General features: G+C 74.3%; 15 protein-coding genes and 2 pseudogenes. 10 read left to right on the top strand and 7 right to left on the bottom strand.

What is annotated here, in order from left to right; all coding sequences use genetic code 11:
- Positions 1-113: 113 nt before the first annotated feature.
- Complete coding sequence (locus ACPXCS_RS02425; protein ID WP_425946236.1) at positions 114-542, bottom strand: VOC family protein; 429 nt, start codon at positions 540-542, stop codon at positions 114-116.
- A gap of 255 nt (positions 543-797) precedes the next feature.
- On the opposite strand from ACPXCS_RS02425, the gene ACPXCS_RS02420 reads away from it, so the two are divergent.
- The 3 genes from ACPXCS_RS02420 to ACPXCS_RS02410 all read left to right on the top strand — a co-directional run bounded on the left by ACPXCS_RS02420 (position 798) and on the right by ACPXCS_RS02410 (position 2,851).
- Positions 798-1,172 (top strand): SH3 domain-containing protein, encoded by a 375-nt coding sequence (locus tag ACPXCS_RS02420; protein ID WP_425946235.1) that lies wholly within the window; start codon positions 798-800, stop codon positions 1,170-1,172.
- Positions 1,173-1,251: 79 nt separating this feature from the next.
- Positions 1,252-1,626 (top strand): peptidase M23, encoded by a 375-nt coding sequence (locus tag ACPXCS_RS02415; protein WP_425946234.1) that lies wholly within the window; start codon positions 1,252-1,254, stop codon positions 1,624-1,626.
- Positions 1,627-1,669: 43 nt separating this feature from the next.
- Positions 1,670-2,851: a hypothetical protein gene (locus ACPXCS_RS02410; RefSeq protein WP_425946233.1), complete on the top strand. Its 1,182-nt coding sequence runs from the start codon at positions 1,670-1,672 to the stop codon at positions 2,849-2,851.
- 66 nt (positions 2,852-2,917) lie between these two features.
- On the opposite strand, the gene ACPXCS_RS02405 is transcribed toward ACPXCS_RS02410, so the two are convergent.
- From ACPXCS_RS02405 to ACPXCS_RS02390, 4 genes and pseudogenes are all read right to left on the bottom strand, one after another.
- Complete coding sequence (locus tag ACPXCS_RS02405; RefSeq protein ID WP_425946232.1) at positions 2,918-4,477, bottom strand: protein kinase domain-containing protein; 1,560 nt, start codon at positions 4,475-4,477, stop codon at positions 2,918-2,920.
- Positions 4,474-5,247, bottom strand: coding sequence for a serine/threonine protein kinase (locus ACPXCS_RS02400; RefSeq protein ID WP_425946231.1), 774 nt, complete (start codon positions 5,245-5,247; stop codon positions 4,474-4,476). Before ACPXCS_RS02400 ends, ACPXCS_RS02405 begins: the two co-directional genes overlap by 4 nt.
- An 86-nt stretch (positions 5,248-5,333) precedes the next feature.
- Positions 5,334-5,893: pseudogene (locus ACPXCS_RS02395) on the bottom strand (class I SAM-dependent methyltransferase).
- Positions 5,894-5,954: 61 nt separating this feature from the next.
- Positions 5,955-6,923, bottom strand: a complete 969-nt coding sequence (locus ACPXCS_RS02390) for an SCO2400 family protein (RefSeq protein WP_425946230.1) — start codon at positions 6,921-6,923, stop codon at positions 5,955-5,957.
- 339 nt (positions 6,924-7,262) lie between these two features.
- Here ACPXCS_RS02390 and ACPXCS_RS02385 point away from each other — a divergent pair.
- Positions 7,263-7,713, top strand: a pseudogene (locus ACPXCS_RS02385) (spore-associated protein).
- Between the two features lie 64 nt (positions 7,714-7,777).
- Here the strand turns inward: ACPXCS_RS02385 and ACPXCS_RS02380 are convergent.
- Entirely contained in the window at positions 7,778-9,166 is a 1,389-nt protein-coding gene (locus ACPXCS_RS02380) for a glycoside hydrolase family 43 protein (RefSeq protein WP_425946229.1), read from the bottom strand.
- Between the two features lie 243 nt (positions 9,167-9,409).
- Here ACPXCS_RS02380 and ACPXCS_RS02375 point away from each other — a divergent pair, with 243 nt between their 5' ends.
- Together ACPXCS_RS02375 and ACPXCS_RS02370 are read left to right on the top strand one after the other, a co-directional pair.
- Positions 9,410-10,834: an amidase gene (locus tag ACPXCS_RS02375; RefSeq protein ID WP_425946228.1), complete on the top strand. Its 1,425-nt coding sequence runs from the start codon at positions 9,410-9,412 to the stop codon at positions 10,832-10,834.
- Positions 10,835-10,934: 100 nt separating this feature from the next.
- Positions 10,935-11,381, top strand: coding sequence for a type II toxin-antitoxin system PemK/MazF family toxin (locus tag ACPXCS_RS02370; RefSeq protein ID WP_425946227.1), 447 nt, complete (start codon positions 10,935-10,937; stop codon positions 11,379-11,381).
- Here the strand turns inward: ACPXCS_RS02370 and ACPXCS_RS02365 are convergent.
- Positions 11,366-12,223, bottom strand: coding sequence for a TIGR02452 family protein (locus ACPXCS_RS02365; protein ID WP_425946226.1), 858 nt, complete (start codon positions 12,221-12,223; stop codon positions 11,366-11,368). The genes ACPXCS_RS02370 and ACPXCS_RS02365 overlap by 16 nt on opposite strands.
- 291 nt (positions 12,224-12,514) lie before the next feature.
- Here ACPXCS_RS02365 and egtA point away from each other — a divergent pair, with 291 nt between their 5' ends.
- Genes egtA through egtD form a run of 4 tightly spaced genes read left to right on the top strand, consistent with a single transcriptional unit; the run spans position 12,515 to position 16,901 of the window.
- Entirely contained in the window at positions 12,515-13,816 is a 1,302-nt protein-coding gene (gene egtA, locus ACPXCS_RS02360) for an ergothioneine biosynthesis glutamate--cysteine ligase EgtA (RefSeq protein ID WP_425946225.1), read from the top strand.
- Positions 13,813-15,153, top strand: a complete 1,341-nt coding sequence (gene egtB / locus ACPXCS_RS02355; protein WP_425946224.1) for an ergothioneine biosynthesis protein EgtB — start codon at positions 13,813-13,815, stop codon at positions 15,151-15,153. Before egtA ends, egtB begins: the two co-directional genes overlap by 4 nt.
- Entirely contained in the window at positions 15,153-15,938 is a 786-nt protein-coding gene (gene egtC, locus ACPXCS_RS02350; protein ID WP_425946223.1) for an ergothioneine biosynthesis protein EgtC, read from the top strand. Before egtB ends, egtC begins: the two co-directional genes overlap by 1 nt.
- Positions 15,939-16,901 (top strand): L-histidine N(alpha)-methyltransferase, encoded by a 963-nt coding sequence (gene egtD, locus ACPXCS_RS02345; RefSeq protein ID WP_425946222.1) that lies wholly within the window; start codon positions 15,939-15,941, stop codon positions 16,899-16,901. It begins immediately after the preceding gene.
- Positions 16,902-17,003: the final 102 nt, after the last annotated feature.

The following is a 17,003-nucleotide window of genomic DNA, read 5'->3' as shown; positions in this document are numbered from 1 at the left end:
GGCGCGGGGGGCCCCCCCCCGCCCGGGGGGGGGGGGGGGGGGCGGGGCGGGGGGGGGGGGGGGGGGGGGGGGGCCCCCGCCCGGCCCCCCCCCCCCGCGACCCGGGCCGCGGTTCAGACCGCCCCGGTCACATCCTCGGTGACCCCGTTCAGAGGGGAGGCCGGGTCGGCGCCGTAGGGGCGGGTGATGATCTCCAGGCCGTGGCCGGACGGGTCGAGGAAGTACACGCCCCGGCCGCCGTCGTTGCGGTTGATCCGGCGCGGGTGGTTGCCGTGCGGATCGGCCTGGATGGGGATCCGGGCCTCGACGAGGCGGGCGAGGGCTTCGTCGAACTCGTCCTCGGAGACGAGGAACGCGTAGTGCTGCATGGGGACGTCGGCGTCGATGGTGAGGAAGTCCAGCGTGACGCCGTTGGCGGTCGTCACCGGCAGGAACACCCCGGTCGGTGCCCCGACCTCCAGTCCCAGGATCCCTGCGAGGAAGTGCGCGGACTTCTCCCGGTCACGGGAGAGAACGATGGTGTGGTTGAACTCGACTGACACGGTCAATGCCTCCACGGGCATCTCCACGGCGCCTCCATGCCTCACCCGGCCGGTGACCGGCACGCGATGCCGCGCCGTGGATCGTAGACAGTGCCGGCTGCGGCCGTCGAGCACTTTTCGGCCGTATCGAGGCGGCCGCGGCGCAGGCCTTGGGCCCCTGCCCCACCGGGCGATCCTGACAAACGTCAGGGACCGTATCGCCCCTGGTCTCCCTACAGTTCTGAGCGTCGGCCACACCATCAGGGGGATCTCGACATGACCACTCGTCTCTTCGCCAGGGCCGCGCTCGTCGGCGCCGGTGCGCTCGCCCTGCTCGGACCGCTCACCGCGGGGACCGCCACCGCCGCCGGCGCCGGCGAGCAGGGCGGCGCCCGTGTACTGGCCGCGCCGTACGCGGTCGTGCCCTACGAGGCAGTCAACGTCCGCAGGGGCCCGGGCACCGGCTACGGCATCATCACCACCGCCCCGGCGGGCCAGCCGCTCGGCGCCTACTGCTGGACCCGCGGCGAGCGCATCACCGACAACGGCTACTCCAACGACGTCTGGGTGAAGCTCCTGGAGGGCTACGTCAGCGCCGTGTACCTCAAGGGCGACGACTACGGCAACCTGCCGGCCTCGGCGCGCTGCTGACCCGGACGTGACCGCGTCCGGACGCAACCACCGCACCACTCCCACCCGCCCGAACCACCGTCCTACGGGGGACAGTTCCATGAAGCGACTGATCAGCCGCACCGCCCTGGGCCTGGCCGCGACCGCGCTGGCCGTCGGCGGCCTGGCCACCTCGGCGCAGGCGGCCCCGGCCGTCGCCACCGGCGGCGACCCGACCCTGACCGACGTCTACATCTGGGCCACCGACGTGAACCTGCGTCAGGAGCCGACGACCGACTCCCCGCGCCTGGCGGTCCGTTCGCAGTGGTGGGCGGACGCCCTCTGCCAGAAGCAGGGCCAGACCGTGCACGACCCGGCCGTCGGCACCAACAACTGGTGGACCGCCGTGATGGAGTTCTCGGGCAGCGACGTGGCCTGGGTGAACAACCTGTACATCCGGGGCGGCGAGAAGATCGCCGGGGTCCCGGACTGCTGAGCGCCGTCCACCGCGAACCACCGGCAGACCAGGAAGGGCAACCATGCGCATGCTCCTGCGCGGCGCCGCCGCACTCGCGGCGGTCGTCACGGTCGCGTCGCTCACCAGCGGCGCGGCGGCACAGCCACGGCCGGAGAAGGCCGCCGGCACCGTCCGGGCGGCGGCCGCCGAGATCCCGCCGGGTGTCACGGCCGGCGTCGCCGTCTACGACCGCCGCGCCGGCACGTTCACCGAACAGGTCAACGACAGCGCGAAGTTCCGGTCCGCCTCGGTCGTGAAGCTGCTGCTGGCCCTGGACTTCCTGTGGGACCGCGGGCCCGACTACGTCATCCCCCCGGCCGACCGGGCACGGCTGGAGCCGATGCTGCGCAGCAGCGACGACGCCGCGGCGAACCACTACTGGACGACGTACGGCGGCTCGGCGATCATCGACCGGATGGTCTCGCCCGACCGGCTCGGTCTGCGCGACACCGAGGGACCGCCCGCCGGCTACCCCGGCTACTGGGGCTACACCGCCGTCTCGGCCCGGGACACGGTGGCGATCTACCAGTACATCCTGGAGAAGGCGCCCGCGCCCGTGCGCACGTTCATCATGGACAACCTGCGGGCCTCCACGCGCTGCGCCTCCGACTCGTTCGACCAGCACTTCGGCATCGCCGGGGCCTTCGACCGCCCCTGGGCGGTGAAGCAGGGCTGGGCCGGCGCGTACGCGGACGGCACCTGCGGCCCGCAGAGCGCGGCGGGCGCCCGGGCCGGGACCCCCGGCACGGACGACAAGGCCGCTGCGCGCGCGGCGGCGGTGGACCTGACCCGTCCCGCCCTGCACACCACCGGCACGGTGGGGGCGGACGACCGGTCGATCGTGGCCGTGCTGACACTGCACCCGGTCGGCACCTCGTACGGGAAGACGTACACCGACATCGGGCGGCTGACGCGCTCGCTGAACGTGCCGGGCGGAACCCGGCCCGCCGGGACCTGGTTCGGTACCTGGGGCGAGTCGGTGAACGTCCGCAAGGGCGCCTCCACCGGTGACGAGCGGATCACGCGACTGCCCGCCGGGGTCGAGGTGCTGGTGGGCTGCCAGAAGCGCGGCCAGGTGGTCAGCGTGCCGCCCTACACCAACGAGTGGTGGGCCTACCTGCCGCAGTACAAGGGCTACATCTCCAACATCTACATCAGCTCGCCGGACAACCGGCTGCCGAACGTACCGGAGTGCGCCGCGTAGCGGTCACGACGGGAACGGGGGACGAGCGGGGGGCGGGGCCGAGGCTCCGCCCCCCGCTCGCGCGTCTCAGCGCTGGTAGTCGGCGAGGTAGCCGAGCACCTTGTCGACGTGCGGCCGCACCCGCTCGGGGACGCCGCCCTCCTCGATGACCGTGCGGTCGCTGGTGCGGTAGCCGGCCGCGACCAGTGCGGGCAGGTCCTTCTTCGGCAGCCCGGCCGCCTTGAAGCGCTGGTCGAGCCAGCACACGTAGCCGCTCATGGTGGAGATGGCGTCGGGCGGCGACATGTGGTCCTTGTCGCCGTCCTCGTCCCCGTCCACCGCCCAGGCGTTGAACACGCCCGGGGTCCACATGGCGATGCCGTACTCGTCGCTCTCCGGGCGGGAGGCCTTCGGGTCGAACCCGCTCTCGGCCTTGATCATCGCGGCGAGCAGGGCGGGCGTGATCTCCTCGTCGGTACAGCGGTGCGCGGCGCGGGTGATGACGGGGCGCAGCGCCTCGGGCACGTCGGAGTCCTCGGGGATCTCCCCGGGCGGGAGGCTGTCGGCGCCGGTGGGAGTGGGAGTGCGGGTGCCGCGGTCCCGGTCCTCGTCACGGGAGCCGGCGTCCGTGCCGAGCAGGGCCACGGCGGTCAGCGTGGCCGCCGTCGCCACGACGAGCCCGGCGGCGACGGCCGGCACCAGGCGTCCGCGGCGGCGCGCCGGGCCGCCGGTGATCCGCTCGATGCGGTCGGCGACGGCGCGGGCGGTGTGCGGCAGGCGGGCGGTGTGGTCCGGTGCCAGGCAGTCGGCGATCAGCCGCCGCAGCTCCTCGTCGAGTCCGGCGTCGAGCCGCAGTGGCGCGGTGCCGCGGGCGTAGCTCTGGGCGGCGAGGGAGCGGGCCCGGGCCGTGGCGCCGGGGAAGGGGTGCAGGCCGCCGGTGAGGACCTGGTGGGCGAGCACGCCGAAGGCCCAGATGTCGGCGGTGGGCCGGACGACGGCTCCCTCGGTGCCGGTGCGCTGGGACCACCACTCGGGCGGCAGGTGGTCCAGCGTGCCGAGCGGCGGCAGATGGGCGTGGGTGCCGTCGAGTTCGGCGGCCAGCCCGAAGTCCGCGAGCCACACCTGCCCGTCCTCGCCCAGCAGGACGTTGGCGGGCTTGAGGTCGCCGTGCACCCAGCCGGCGGCGTGCATGTGGGCGAGTCCGGCGGCGACTCCGCGCAGGACGCGCGCGGCCCCGTCGATCGGCCCGCCCGTGACGGCCGCGTCCAGGACGTCCTTGAGGCTGGCCTCGGCCCGGTCCATGACGAGCGCGATCGCCCCGTCCAGGTCGGGCAGTTCCGGCGCCTCCACGGTGCACACGGCGTGGGTGCGCACGAGGTGCGGGTGGTCGGCCTCCGCGCTGAACCGGACCTCGCGGGCGACGAGTTCGCCGAGCGCGGCGCGCTGCCCGGGGCCCAGGGAGCCGGTCGGCAGCACCTTCACGGCGACGGGGGTGCCGTCGGCGACCGTACGGGCCTCGTAGACCGTTCCCCAGCCGCCGGAGCCGATGACCGCGCCCACTTCCCAGCCCTCGATCCGGAAGCCCTCCGGGAGGCGGGGCCGTGGTGCCTCCAGGTCGTCCTCGTGCCGGTCGCCTCCGGAGGTCATGCTCCGGCCTCCTGCGGGGTGAGGCGGCCGGCGTTGCGCGGCGGCAGCAGGGCGAGGTGCTCTTCGCGTACCAGGCCGAAGCGCAGGGCGACGGAGGCGAGCCGGGTGCGCTTGGCGCCGGTCGCGGTGTCCTCGCCGAGGTCGAGGCGGAGTTTGGCGAAGGCGAGGTAGTCGATGTGGTAGTTGACCGCCGAGCGGGTCAGGTCCCGGCAGCACTCCAGCGGCCGCAGCCGTTCCACGATCTGCCCGACGCCGGGCAGCGCCGAGTCGGACGGGTCGCGCAGCCGGGGTTCGCACAGGGCGACCAGGACGAGGAAGTACTTGGACGTGGGGTCCAGGGCGAAGGGGTGGACGGTCTGTTCGCCGCCGCCCGGCATCGACTGCTCGCCGAGGTAGGCGTGCTGGGGCGCGAACACCTTGAAGGTGGCGGTGCCGGACAGGGCCGGCAGCACCACGCGGGAGAACTCGAAGGGCACGGGCGCCCCCAGCCGCCCCGGCGCGACGGTCAGGTACTCGCCGGCGCCCTCCAGGTTCTCCACGACGTACGACACGCTGCGGCTGTAGTTGGACAGCCGCCAGTAGTCCCCGGCCGCTTCCAGTTGCCCGGCCCGGCGCGAGATGCCGGGGTCGGTCAGGACGATGCGCACCCCGGTCCCGCCGCGGCCGAAGTCCGCGACGTCCCCCGGCCCCAGATGGATCAGTTCGGGACTGCCGGACACGTCCGCACCCCACTGCGACGGCCCGGGCAACTGCACGATGATGGTTTCCACGCGGACTCCCCCGCTGATGACGCCCCCGATTTGGTCGCCAGGATTGTACGGTCGGATTCCGCTTGTGCGGAGGCGGCGCGGACGGTTCAGCGCCCTTGGTGAGGACGCCGGGCGGCGAACACGAGTTCCCGCCCCGGCCGGTCCGGGGCGTCCCGCACTTCCTCCGACTCGTATCCCTGCGCGGTGAGTTCGCCTCGACCTCGGCGCGCTCGCGGAAGCGCAGGGTCGACACCGATGTCAGCATCTGCCCGTCGGCGGCGAACACGTAGCTCCACCGGAACGTCACCAGCGGCCCGGTCACGTCCAGCGGGTCGACCCGGGAGGTGACGGCACCGGCGCCGGGGACGACGGTCACGGCGTGGGTGGCCTCGCGATTCCACTTCTCCCAGGCCCGGGCCGCCGGGACGGCGCCCGGCTTGCCGTGCGCCACGTCCAGGGACGCCCGGGCGGGGTCGACGCCGGTGACCCGCAGGCCGTGCCCGGCGAGCAGCAGCGCGAACGCGCCGGTGCCGCAGCCGATGTCGAGCACCTGGCGCGCCCCGCACTCCCGCGCCGTCCGCAGGTACGGCAGGAGGTCGCCGCGGTCGGGGCCGAGCGGGTCCTGGAGCGCGGCGGGCCGCGGATGCCGGAAACATTCGTCAGCCATGCCGTGAAGGTAGGAGGCGTGGCAGACGCAGGCCACCGGTTTTTTCCGGCCGTCCCGGGGCTCAGCCCAGGCAGATGACGAGGAGGCACAGCTCCTGGGGCTTCGACGCGGCCGGGGGCGCCGTGGGTGAGGTGGGGCTCGTCGCGGGTGGGTCGCTCACCGGGGGCGCGGGCTGCTGGGCGTCCGGGCCGGCGGCGGGTGGTGCCGTCGGCGCGGTGGTGTCCGGGCCGGTGGCGCCGGAGGAGCCGGTGCCGGTGCCTGCGGTGTCCGGGACGGTGGACCGGCGCGGCGGGGTCGTCAGGGGCAGTTCGCGTGGTGGGGTGGCCGCGTCCGAACGGGTCCGTACCGGTGTGGTGCGGGGGTCGGCGGCCCGGGGCTGCTGGTGGCGCGAGACGCGTCCGGTGGCCGGTGCGGTGGTGGGCGCGGAGCGCGGGCCGGCGCTCTGGTCCGCCGTCGGCTCGGTGTACGTCGGCGCCTCTCCCCCGGCGCCGCCCATCGGGGAGTCCTCCGGTGTGGTGGCCGCCTGCACGCCGGGCGTCGCGTTGCCGTTCATCGCGGCGACGGTCAGGCCGCCGCCGACGAGCGCGACGGCGGTCGCGACCACGGCCCGGCGCTGGTTCTTCTTCCAGCGGGCCAGCTGGCGCCGGCGGGCCGCCCGCCCCTGCGGGCGGGCCGCGTAGCCGTCGGGCAGATCGGCGTCCGGGCCGTCGTGGCCGTCGGGCAGGCCGGTGCCCGGCGCGTCGTGGCCGTCGGACGGTCCGGCGCCGGCGGCCTCGGGGCGGCCGCCGGGACCGGCGGCGGCGTCCCGCGATCCGGCCGGGTCCTCGTCCCACACGGTCCCGTCGTGCCACGTGCCGGTGTCGGCCGGGTGCGCCCAGGCCGCCGGTCCGCCCGCGGTCGCGGCGGCCGCCGGAGCCCGGCCGGTGCGGCCGTCGCCGGCGGTGGGGTCGATGTCCGGGGCGTAGGCGCCGCACCCCGGGCAGACCAAGGCGCCGTTGAGGTGCCGACGGCACGAGGAGCAGTAGTCCATGTGTGGTCTTCCCGATCTGGCTGTTCCGGCGGCTCGCCGGCCGCGGCCTGGTCACGTTCGCACGTGGGATCGAGCCGTAACGCTAACGAGACTTCGAACGGTCCGTGTGGAGCCCGTGTGTCACCCCTGCGCAGATCCTCCGGATCTCTCGTGTGGTGTGAGTGACCCGTGTGTGGAGCGGGTGGGATCCGGGCAACCTCGGCCACCCGGCGGCGCCGGTTCCGCACAGGAGAGCACCAACTGGCTTGATTTACCGCCGAGATGACGCACAACCCTTTGCACCTCCGGCGGGTCACACCATGCAGGAGCAACCACCTCGAAGAGTTGCAAGGGGGAAATATGAGAATCGCCCGTTCCGTCCTGTCCGGGTCCGCCGTGGCGGCGCTGTCGCTGGGGACCATGACCGCCCTGGCCGCGCCCGCCTCCGCCGCACCCAACACCACCCCGCAGAAGGTCTGCGGGAGCGGCTACAAGACCGTCAACTCGGCGGCCGTCGGCTCGCTGGGGACGGCGTACCTGACGTACAACTCCGCCAACGGCCAGAACTGCGTCGCGACCATCCGCACCAACCCGGGCACGGCCGTGAACATGTCCGCCTGGGTCTACGTCCCGGACACCGAGGACAGCGACTACGACGAAGGCGTGTTCACCTCGTACGCCGGACCGACCTACGTCTACGGCAAGGGCCACCTGCGTCGACTGGGGCGGCAGCATCGGCAACACCTACGTGCAGGTGTACGGCTCCAACTGCGGCGCCCTGAAGGAGCACCGGGTGACCTTCACCCGCTGATCCCCTCCGGCCGGGTCGCCACGGACGCGCTGTCCGTGGCGGCCCGGCCGTGCGGTGCGGCGGGTCAGGCCCAGGCCGCCACGGGCACGAACGAGCTGTCCTGGCGGAACAGGTCCGTGCCGTCCGCGCGCTCCACGTGCAGCCGGTAGGCGTAGTGGCGCAGGTAGTGGCCGGGGTAGTTGTACGACTCGAAGCGCACGGAGCCGGACCCGGTGCCGGCCCGCAGGAGGAACGTGGCGTCCTCGGCGAACGTGCGCGTGCCGTCGTTCGCGTCGAAGCGCGCGCGGAAGTCCCAGTGCCGCAGGTAGCGGCCCGCCGCGTCGCGGAAGGAGCAGCCGCCGCCGTCGGCGAGCCCGGGGACGACCGTGAAGGTGGCGGCCTGCTTCTCGGCGGTGGTGCTGGAGCCGCTGACGACCGGCAGGTCGAGCAGCGAGGACTGCTGCTGCCAGTGGCGGGTCGTGTAGTTGGCCGAGCGGAAGGAGCGGGTGATGTTCCGGGCCAGGCTCGGTCCGCCCGCCACCGTCTCCTTGACGACCGTGAAGTGCCGGGCTCTTCCGGAGAGCACGGGCAGGGCGGCCGGCGCCGTCCAGGTGGCGAAGGTGTCGTGACTGTCGCTGTAGTAGTAGGTGCCGTCGCCGTAGCCGTCGAAGAAGATCCGCCAGCCGCCGTTGTCGAGTTGCACCAGCGCCGGGCCCTCGCGGTAGCCGCCCCAGCCCGCCCAGTCGCCGGTCCGGCGGATCGTGTAGGGGCCGGCCAGGTTCGAGGCGGTGGCGTACTCGATGTACTTGGTCGTCTCGTTCTTCGGGAAGGCGTGGTACGTCGAGCCGATCCGCACGACGAACGTGTCGATGTGGTTGGCGCCGATTCCGGCCAGGGCGACCGGTGGACCCCACGCGGTGAGCGCCGTGTTGGCGGCCCTCAGCAGATACGGGGTGAAGTTCCACTGGTTGCCGGTGGTGGAGCAGGACACGATGACGTACACGCTGCCGTCGGCGTCGACGAACCACTCGGGTGCCCAGGCCCGGGAGAGGTTGGCGACGGGGACGGTGTAGTCGTACAGGAAGGTCCAGTTGACGCGGTCGGAGCTGCGGGCGAAGCCGATGGTGGTGCTGGTGTCCTGCCAGGTGCGGGTGGTGTAAGTGACGTAGTACAGGCCGTCGGTGTGCCTGATGACGCTCGCGTCCCGGATCCGCCCGGCCGGCGGGGTGTAGGCGGAGGAGCGCAGCAGCCGGAAGTCGGTGGCGTCGTCCGACTGGTAGACGTCGACCGTGCCGTCGTCGCTGTCGAGGAACGGCACGATGGTGTAGCGCGTGGCGGAGCCGTTCGGGGGCGCCGCGGCCAGGGCGCTGCCGAGCAGTCCGGGCGCCTCGCCCAGCAGCACCGCCGAGGCGGGCACCGCGGCCAGGGCGCGCAGCAGGGTGCGGCGGGACGGGACGGCGGGGTGTGGGGTCACGGGCGGCTCTCCCTTGAGCGACCAGGATTCGAGATACCGAACAGGGTTCGGTGATTCGATCAGGGGGGTGGGGGTCAGACCGTAGGGGCGAGGCGAACGGGCGTCAATGGTTTGAACAGCGGCGGATGAGCCCAGTGAGGAAGAGGTGGTCCGTGGGTGAACTTCCACTGCCGGCGGCGGCGTTCCCCCACCGGCCACCGGACGTTACCGTTCGGTAGACAAGCTGCTTCCGGAGGTGTCCGCATGACGCTCGACCGTGCCGCAGGCCTGACGGAGACCGCTCGCGCGCTGGCCGCCGGGGAGGTGACGTCCCGGGCGCTGGTGGAGCGCACCCTGGCGCGTATCGAGGCGACGCAGGACGGCCTCAACGCCTTCCGGCTCGTGCGCACGGAGGCGGCCCTCGCGGAGGCCGACGCGGCCGACCGGGAGCTGGCCGCCGGCGGCCGCAGGCCGCTGCTGGGCGTGCCCGTGGCGGTGAAGGACGACATGGACGTGGCCGGCGAACCGACCGCGTTCGGCTGCTGCGGGGAGTTCCCGCCGGTCGCCGAGGACGGCGAGGCCGTACGGCGGCTGCGCGCGGCCGGGGCCGTCGTCGTCGGCAAGACCAACACCTGCGAGTTCGGGCAGTGGCCCTTCACGGAGGGACCGGCCTTCGGCGCGACCCGCAACCCGTGGAGCACGGACCACACGCCCGGCGGCTCCTCGGGCGGCTCGGCGGCGGCGGTCGCCGCCGGCCTGGTCCCCGCCGCGCTGGGCTCGGACGGCGCGGGCTCGGTGCGGATCCCGGCCGCGTGGACCCATCTGGTCGGCATCAAGCCGCAGCGCGGCCGCATCTCCACCTGGCCGCGCGGCGAGTCCTTCCAGGGCATCACCGTCAACGGCACCCTCGCCCGGTCGGTCGCCGACGCGGCCCTGCTGCTGGACGCGGCGAGCGGCAACCACGCGCAGGACCCGCACCGGCCCCCGGCCCTGGACGTGTCCGGCGCCGTCGGGCGCGACCCCGGGCGGCTGCGCATCGCGCTCTCCCTCAAGCCGCCGTTCACGGCGGTACCCGCCCGGCTGCTGCCGGAGGTCCGCACCCGGGTCGTCGAACTCGCCGAGCGGCTCTCCGCGTCGGGGCACCGGGTCGAGGAGGCCGACCCGCCCTACGGGCAGATCGGGCTGACCTTCGTGCCGCGCGCGACGGCCGGGATCGCCGAGCGGGTGGGCGAGGCGCCCTTCCCGGCACTGCTGGACCGGCGCACCCGGGACGCGGCCCGGCTGGGCCGGCTCCTCGGCGGCGCCCCGCTGCGGGCGGCCCGGCGGGCGGAGGCCGTGCTGCACCACCGCATCGGCGCGTTCTTCACCTCCTACGACCTCGTCCTCGCGCCCACGACCGCCGCTCCCCCGCCCCGCATCGGCGCCCTGCTGGAACTCAGCGGGTTCGCCACCGACCGGGCGATGATCGCCGCCTGCCCGTACGCCTGGCCCTGGAACGTGCTGGGCTGGCCGGGGGTCAACGTGCCGGCCGGTTTCACGCCGGACGGCCTGCCCGTGGGCGCCCAGCTGCTGGGCCCGGCGCACAGCGAGCCGCTGCTGGTACAGGTGGCCGCGCAGCTGGAGGCGGAGCTGCGCTGGTCCGAGATGTGGCCGTCGCCGCCCGTCACGGCCCGTCCGGCCGCCGCCTGAGCCTCCGTGCGCACACCGAAGTGCCGCTCCCGGGACCGCCGGAGCGGCCGGAGGGCGACCCGTCGTGCGCGGTCACGGGAACAGCCTCTAGGGTGCCCCCGTGACCGCGTCCACCGATCGATACGCCCCGGGCCGCCACGGCCCCTCCGCCACCGTCCAGGCCGATCCCCGCGAGGTGGGCCGGGTGCGCACGGAGTACTCGCCCGCCCACGACGGCGATCCCGACCCGGGCGAGATCGTCTGGACGTGGGTGCCCTTCGAGGAGAACGACGGGCGCGGCAAGGACCGCCCGGTGCTGGTCGTCGCCCGCGAGCCGGCCGGGACGTTCCTGGCCGTGCAGCTGTCCAGCAGGCGCCACGACGGCGACCGGGAGTGGGTGCCGATCGGCAGCGGCCCCTGGGACCGGTCGGGCCGGGACTCGTGGGTCGACGTCGACCGCGTGCTGCGCCTGCACGAGGACGGCATGCGCCGGGAGGCCTGCGCGCTGGACCGGATGCGGTTCAACGCGGTCAGGCGCCGGCTCCAGGAGCGCTACGGCTGGAGCTGAACGCCCGCGCCACGGCCCGGACCGGGCGCGCGACCACCATGGAACACCTTCTCGAACGCACCCAGCACCGCGCGGTCCCTCGTGCGGTCCAGGATCCCGAACACCACGTGCCTGAAGGCTCCGGCGAACCGTCCGCCCGGGCCCAGCAGCCCGTGGAACGCCCCCGCCACCTGCGCCGGGTCGTTGCGGAACACGCCGCAACCCCAGGCGCCCAGGACGAGCCCGCGGTAGCCGTGGGCGGCGGCCGTCTCCAGGACGCGTTCGGCCCGGACGGCCAGGGCGCCCGGCAGCTCGGACGCCCGTTCGGGCGCGGTGCGCAGCACCACACCGGCGTTGGGCGCGGCCGAGGTCAGGAAGCCGGCGGTGTACGGCTCGTCCAGCAGTTCCCCGCGGTCGTCGCGGAAGACGGGCACGCCCGGTGAGTGGATGACGCGGTCCGTGTAGAACGGGTCGCGGTGGGCCCGGTGGTGGTCGTAGAACGCGCGGACCCGCAGGAGGCAGGCGTACAGCGCCGAGGCTCGGCACAGCGCCTCCTCCTGGGCCTGGGCGCCGTTGAGGTAGCCACCGCCCGGATTGCGGGCCGAGGCGAAGTTCAGGACGGCCACCTGCCCGCCCAGCCGGCGGGCGGCCTCCAGGCTGCTCTCGCCGGTGACCTCGACGACCGTGCGCGTCACCCGGACGGCCGACACGGGGACCGGTTCCGGTCCGTGGATCCGCGTGCCCTCGCACGCCGCCCGGATGTGCGCCGCGATCGGCACCTCGTGCCCGCCGGGGGCCCGGTAGGCCCCCGCGGCCACGATCTGCTCGGTCTGCCGCGCGATGCCGCGCAGGCGCGCGCTCACGGCGCCACCCCCGTGCGCGCCGTGACCGCGCGCCGCGCGGCCGGTTTTGTCGTGCTCACGCAGGCATCGTGGTCGATGCCGGACCCTCGGCGCAACGCGGTTTTCGCGGCCGGGAAACATCGGGGAACACACCGGAGAACGCCCGGCCGCCACCGATTACCGAACCCGAACGCCCCGATTCGCCCCCTTGTGCCGAGCGGCTCGAACGTCTTGGGTGGGACGAGTGATCCCGGCCCGGGCCGCCGAAGAGCCCGGACCGGTGGCATGGTGGAATCTCAGGAGGATCCCGACATGTCCGATTCGACGAGTGGCTGTACCGAGCCACACACCCAGTTGTCCGAGGCAGACGTCGAGGCCCTGGTCCGCGGCATCTGCTTCAAGACCGGCCCGCCGCGCCGCCTCGGTGTCGAGGTGGAATGGCTCGTCCACGAGCTGCGCGCACCGCAGCTCCCCGTCACACCGGAACGACTCGAAGCGGCCTATGCCGCACTGCGGACCCTGCCCCTGAGGTCGGCGCTCACCGTGGAGCCCGGCGGCCAGCTGGAACTGAGCTCGCCGCCCGCCGCCTCCCTGACGGAGGTCGTCCGCACCGTCTCCGCCGATCTGGACGCCGTCCGCGCGGTCCTGCGCGAGGACGGTCTCGCCCTCGTCGGCCTCGGCCAGGACCCCTGGCACGAACCCCGCCGCTTCCTGCGCGAGCCGCGCTACGACGCCATGGAGGCCTGCCTCGACCGCACCGGTCCCGCAGGGCGCGCCATGATGTGCACCTCGGCCTCCGTGCAGGTCTGCCTGGACGCCGGCCACGAGGAGCCCGGACCCCTCGGCCACGTGCGGCGCTGGTGGCTCGCCCACCACCTGGGCGCGGTCCTGGTGGCGGTGTTCGCCAACTCCCCGCTCGCCGGCCACCGGCCGACCGGCTGGCTGTCCTCGCGGCAACTGCTGTGGACCCGGATCGGCGCCGGCCGCGCGGGCGGCCCGCCGCTGGACGCCGACCCGCGCGGCGCCTGGGCCCGGCACGTGCTGGACGCCCCCGTGATGTGCGTACGGCACGACGGCGCGCCCTGGGAGGTCCCGGACGGGCTCACCTTCCGGGAGTGGCTCCGCACCGGCGCGCCCAGGCCGCCCACCAGGGAGGACCTCGACTACCACGTCACCACGCTGTTCCCGCCGGTCAGGCCGCGCGGCCACCTCGAACTGCGCATGATCGACGCGCAGCCCGGTGACGACGGCTGGATCGTGCCGCTGGCGGTGGTGGCGGCGCTGTTCGACGACCCGGAGGCCGCCGAGACCGCCTACCGGGCCGTGAAGCCGCTGGCCGAACGGACCCTGGGACTGCCCGCGCCGCACAACCCGCTGTGGCTCGACGCGGCCCGGTCCGGCCTGGCCGACGCCGAACTGCGCGAGGTGGCCGTCACGTGCTTCACGACCGCGCTGGACGCCCTGCCCCGGCTCGGGGCCGCTCCCGAGGTCGTCGAGGCCGTCACGGCCTATCTGGACCGCCATGTCGTCCTGGGCCGCTGCCCCGCCGACGACCTGCTCGACCGACAGCGCGGCACGGACGGTCGCGCCGACGAGAAGGACTACCGCCCATGACCGAGCTCTCCCCCGCCCCCGCGGACGCCGGCTCCGCCGACCCGGAGGCGCTCCGTGACCGCGCGGTCGCCTCGCTGATCGTCGCGCGCGAGCGGACCACGCTGCTGACGAGCTGCGTCGAGGAGCCCGACCTGACGGCACAGCACTCACCGCTGATGTCGCCCCTGGTGTGGGACCTCGCGCACATCGGCAACCAGGAGGAGCAGTGGCTGCTGCGGGCCGTCGCCGGGCAGGAGGCGATACGGCCCGAGATAGACAGCCTCTACGACGCCTTCGAGCACCCGCGCGCGGAGCGGCCGAAACTGCCCCTGCTGTCGCCCGCCGAGGCCCGCGGCTACGCGGCCGACGTGCGCGCCAGGGCCCTGGACGTGCTGGAGCGGGCCGCGTTCCACGGTACGCGGCTGACCGAGGCCGGGTTCGCCTTCGGGATGATCGCCCAGCACGAACAGCAGCACGACGAGACCATGCTGATCACCCATCAGCTGCGGACGGGCCCCGCGGCCCTGACCGCGCCGGACCCGGACCCGGTGCCGCTGTTCACCGGTCCGTCCGAAGTCCTCGTGCCCGGCGGCCCGTTCACGATGGGCACCTCCGACGAGCCGTGGGCCCTGGACAACGAACGCCCCGCGCACCGGCGTGAGGTGGCGCCGTTCTTCATCGACACCACACCGGTGACCAACGCCGCCTACCAGGCGTTCATCGAGGACGGCGGCTACGGCGAGCCCCGCTGGTGGGCCCCGGAGGGCTGGGCGCACATCCGCAGGCACCGCATCACCGCCCCGCTGTTCTGGCGGCGGGACGGCCGGCAGTGGCTGCGGCGCCGCTTCGGCGTCACGGAGGTCGTCCCGCCGGACGAGCCCGTGGTGCACGTGAGCTGGTACGAGGCCGACGCCTACGCCCGCTGGGCCGGACGCCGGCTGCCCACCGAGGCCGAGTGGGAGAAGGCGGCCCGCCACGACCCGGCCCAGGACCGCTCGACGCGCTATCCGTGGGGCGACGCCGACCCGGGCCCCGAGCACGCCAACCTCGGGCAGCGGCATCTGCGCCCGGCCCCGTCCGGCAGCTATCCGGCGGGTGAATCGCCGCTCGGCATACGGCAGTTGATCGGCGACGTGTGGGAGTGGACGGCGAGCGACTTCCTGCCCTACCCGGGGTTCAGGGCCTTCCCGTACAAGGAGTACTCGGAAGTCTTCTTCGGCCCCGAGCACAAGGTGCTGCGCGGCGGTTCGTTCGCCGTGGACGCGGTGGCCTGCCGGGGCACCTTCCGCAACTGGGACTACCCGATCCGGCGGCAGATCTTCTCCGGGTTCCGCACGGCCCGCTCGGAGGACGTCTGATGTGCCGTCACATCGCCTACGTGGGGCCCGAGGAGCCGCTCGGCCGGTTCCTGGTGGAGCCCCCGCACGGGCTGTACCGGCAGTCGTGGGCGCCCCGGCACCAGCGGTACGGGACGGTCAACGCCGACGGTTTCGGCGTCGGCTGGTACGCGCAAGGGGACCCGGTGCCGGCCCGCTACCGGCGGGCCGGGCCGATCTGGGCGGACCTGTCGCTCGCCGACCTGGCCCGGGTCGTCCGTTCCGGCGCGCTGCTCGCCGCGGTGCGGGACGCGACCCTGTCGGGCGCGGACGCGGAGGCCGCCGCGGCCCCGTTCGCCGCGGGGACCTGGCTGTTCAGCCACAACGGTGCCATCCGGGGCTGGCCCGGCTCGCTGGCCGCCGTCTCCCGGACCCTGCCGCCCGAGGACCTGCTGTCGCTGGAGGCCCGCAACGACTCGGCGCTCGTGTGGGCCCTGGTCCTGGCGCGGCTGCGCGGTGGTGACGAGGAGGGCCAGGCGCTGGCCGACACCGTGCTGGAGGTCGCTGCCGCCGCCCCCGGCTCACGGCTGAACCTGCTGCTCACCAACGGCGACACGATCACCGCCACCGCCTGGGGCGACACCCTGTGGTACCTCACCCGGCCCGGCGGCGGCACCACCGTGGCCTCCGAGCCCTACGACGACGACCCGCACTGGCGTCAGGTCCCCGACCGCACGCTGCTCGCGGCGAGCCGCACGGACGTGCTGCTCACCCCGCTGAAGGAGCCGGCCGACGCCTCCACGCCGTCCCCGAAGGAGTCCCGTTAAGTGAGTCCGTTCCACCTCACCCGCACCCTGCCCGAGGACGCCACGGGCGCCGCGCTGCGCGCCGACGTCCACCGGGGCCTGACCGGCCGCCCCAAGTCGCTGCCGCCCAAGTGGTTCTACGACGCGCACGGCAGCGACCTGTTCGAGAAGATCACCGAACTGCCCGAGTACTACCCGACGCGCGCCGAACGGGAGATCCTCCTCGCCCGCTCCGGCGACATCGCCGCGGCGGCCCGGGCCCGCACCCTGATCGAGCTGGGCTCGGGGTCCTCCGAGAAGACCCGGCACCTGCTGGACGCCCTGACGGAACTGCACACGTACGTCCCGGTCGACGTCAGCGGCAGCGCCCTCACCCAGGCCGGGCAGGCGCTCGCCGCCGAGCGGCCCGGCCTGGAGGTGCACGCGCTGATCGCCGACTTCACGGCGGAGCTGACGCTGCCGGACACACCGGGGCCCCGGCTGGTGGCGTTCCTCGGCGGCACGATCGGCAACCTGCTGCCCGCCGAGCGCGCCGCCTTCCTGGCCTCCGTGCGCGCCCTGCTCGCCCCGGGCGACGCCCTGCTGCTCGGCACGGACCTGGTCAAGGACGAGGAGGTGCTGGTCCGGGCCTACGACGACGCGGCCGGGGTGACGGCCGCGTTCAACAAGAACGTGCTGACCGTGATCAACCGGGAGCTCGGCGCCGACTTCGAGCCCGGCGCGTTCGACCACGTGGCCCGGTGGGACCCCGCACACGAGTGGATCGAGATGCGGCTGCGCTCCCGTACGGCGCAGACGGTGAAGGTGCCGGCGCTCGACCTCGCCGTCGACTTCGCGGCGGGCGAGGAGTTGCGCACGGAGGTGTCGGCGAAGTTCCGGCAGGAGGGCGTGCGCGCCGAACTGTCCGCGGCGGGCCTCGACCTGGCCCACTGGTGGACCGACGGCGCGGGACGGTTCGCCCTGTCGCTGAGCACGGCGCGCTGACCCCGGCCGGCGCCCGGACGGCGGCGGGGCGCGGACGACGTCTCGCGCTTCGCCGCCGCCTGGGGCACGGTGGAGTGACGCGTGGCACACCCGTCACCTACG

This window comes from Streptomyces sp. DT190 (genome assembly GCF_049846985.1).
Taxonomy (GTDB): domain Bacteria; phylum Actinomycetota; class Actinomycetes; order Streptomycetales; family Streptomycetaceae; genus Streptomyces.
This window is presented reverse-complemented; position numbering and strand designations above follow the sequence as displayed.

Coding starts and splice junctions, on each gene's coding strand:
- egtA (WP_425946225.1), top strand. CDS start 12,515: ATGTCCGATTCGACGAGTGGCTGTACCGAGCCACACACCCAGTTGTCC.
- egtB (WP_425946224.1), top strand. CDS start 13,813: ATGACCGAGCTCTCCCCCGCCCCCGCGGACGCCGGCTCCGCCGACCCG.
- ACPXCS_RS02405 (WP_425946232.1), bottom strand. CDS start 4,477: ATGACCTCCGGAGGCGACCGGCACGAGGACGACCTGGAGGCACCACGG.
- ACPXCS_RS02410 (WP_425946233.1), top strand. CDS start 1,670: ATGCGCATGCTCCTGCGCGGCGCCGCCGCACTCGCGGCGGTCGTCACG.
- ACPXCS_RS02415 (WP_425946234.1), top strand. CDS start 1,252: ATGAAGCGACTGATCAGCCGCACCGCCCTGGGCCTGGCCGCGACCGCG.
- ACPXCS_RS02390 (WP_425946230.1), bottom strand. CDS start 6,923: ATGGACTACTGCTCCTCGTGCCGTCGGCACCTCAACGGCGCCTTGGTC.
- ACPXCS_RS02420 (WP_425946235.1), top strand. CDS start 798: ATGACCACTCGTCTCTTCGCCAGGGCCGCGCTCGTCGGCGCCGGTGCG.
- ACPXCS_RS02375 (WP_425946228.1), top strand. CDS start 9,410: ATGACGCTCGACCGTGCCGCAGGCCTGACGGAGACCGCTCGCGCGCTG.
- egtC (WP_425946223.1), top strand. CDS start 15,153: ATGTGCCGTCACATCGCCTACGTGGGGCCCGAGGAGCCGCTCGGCCGG.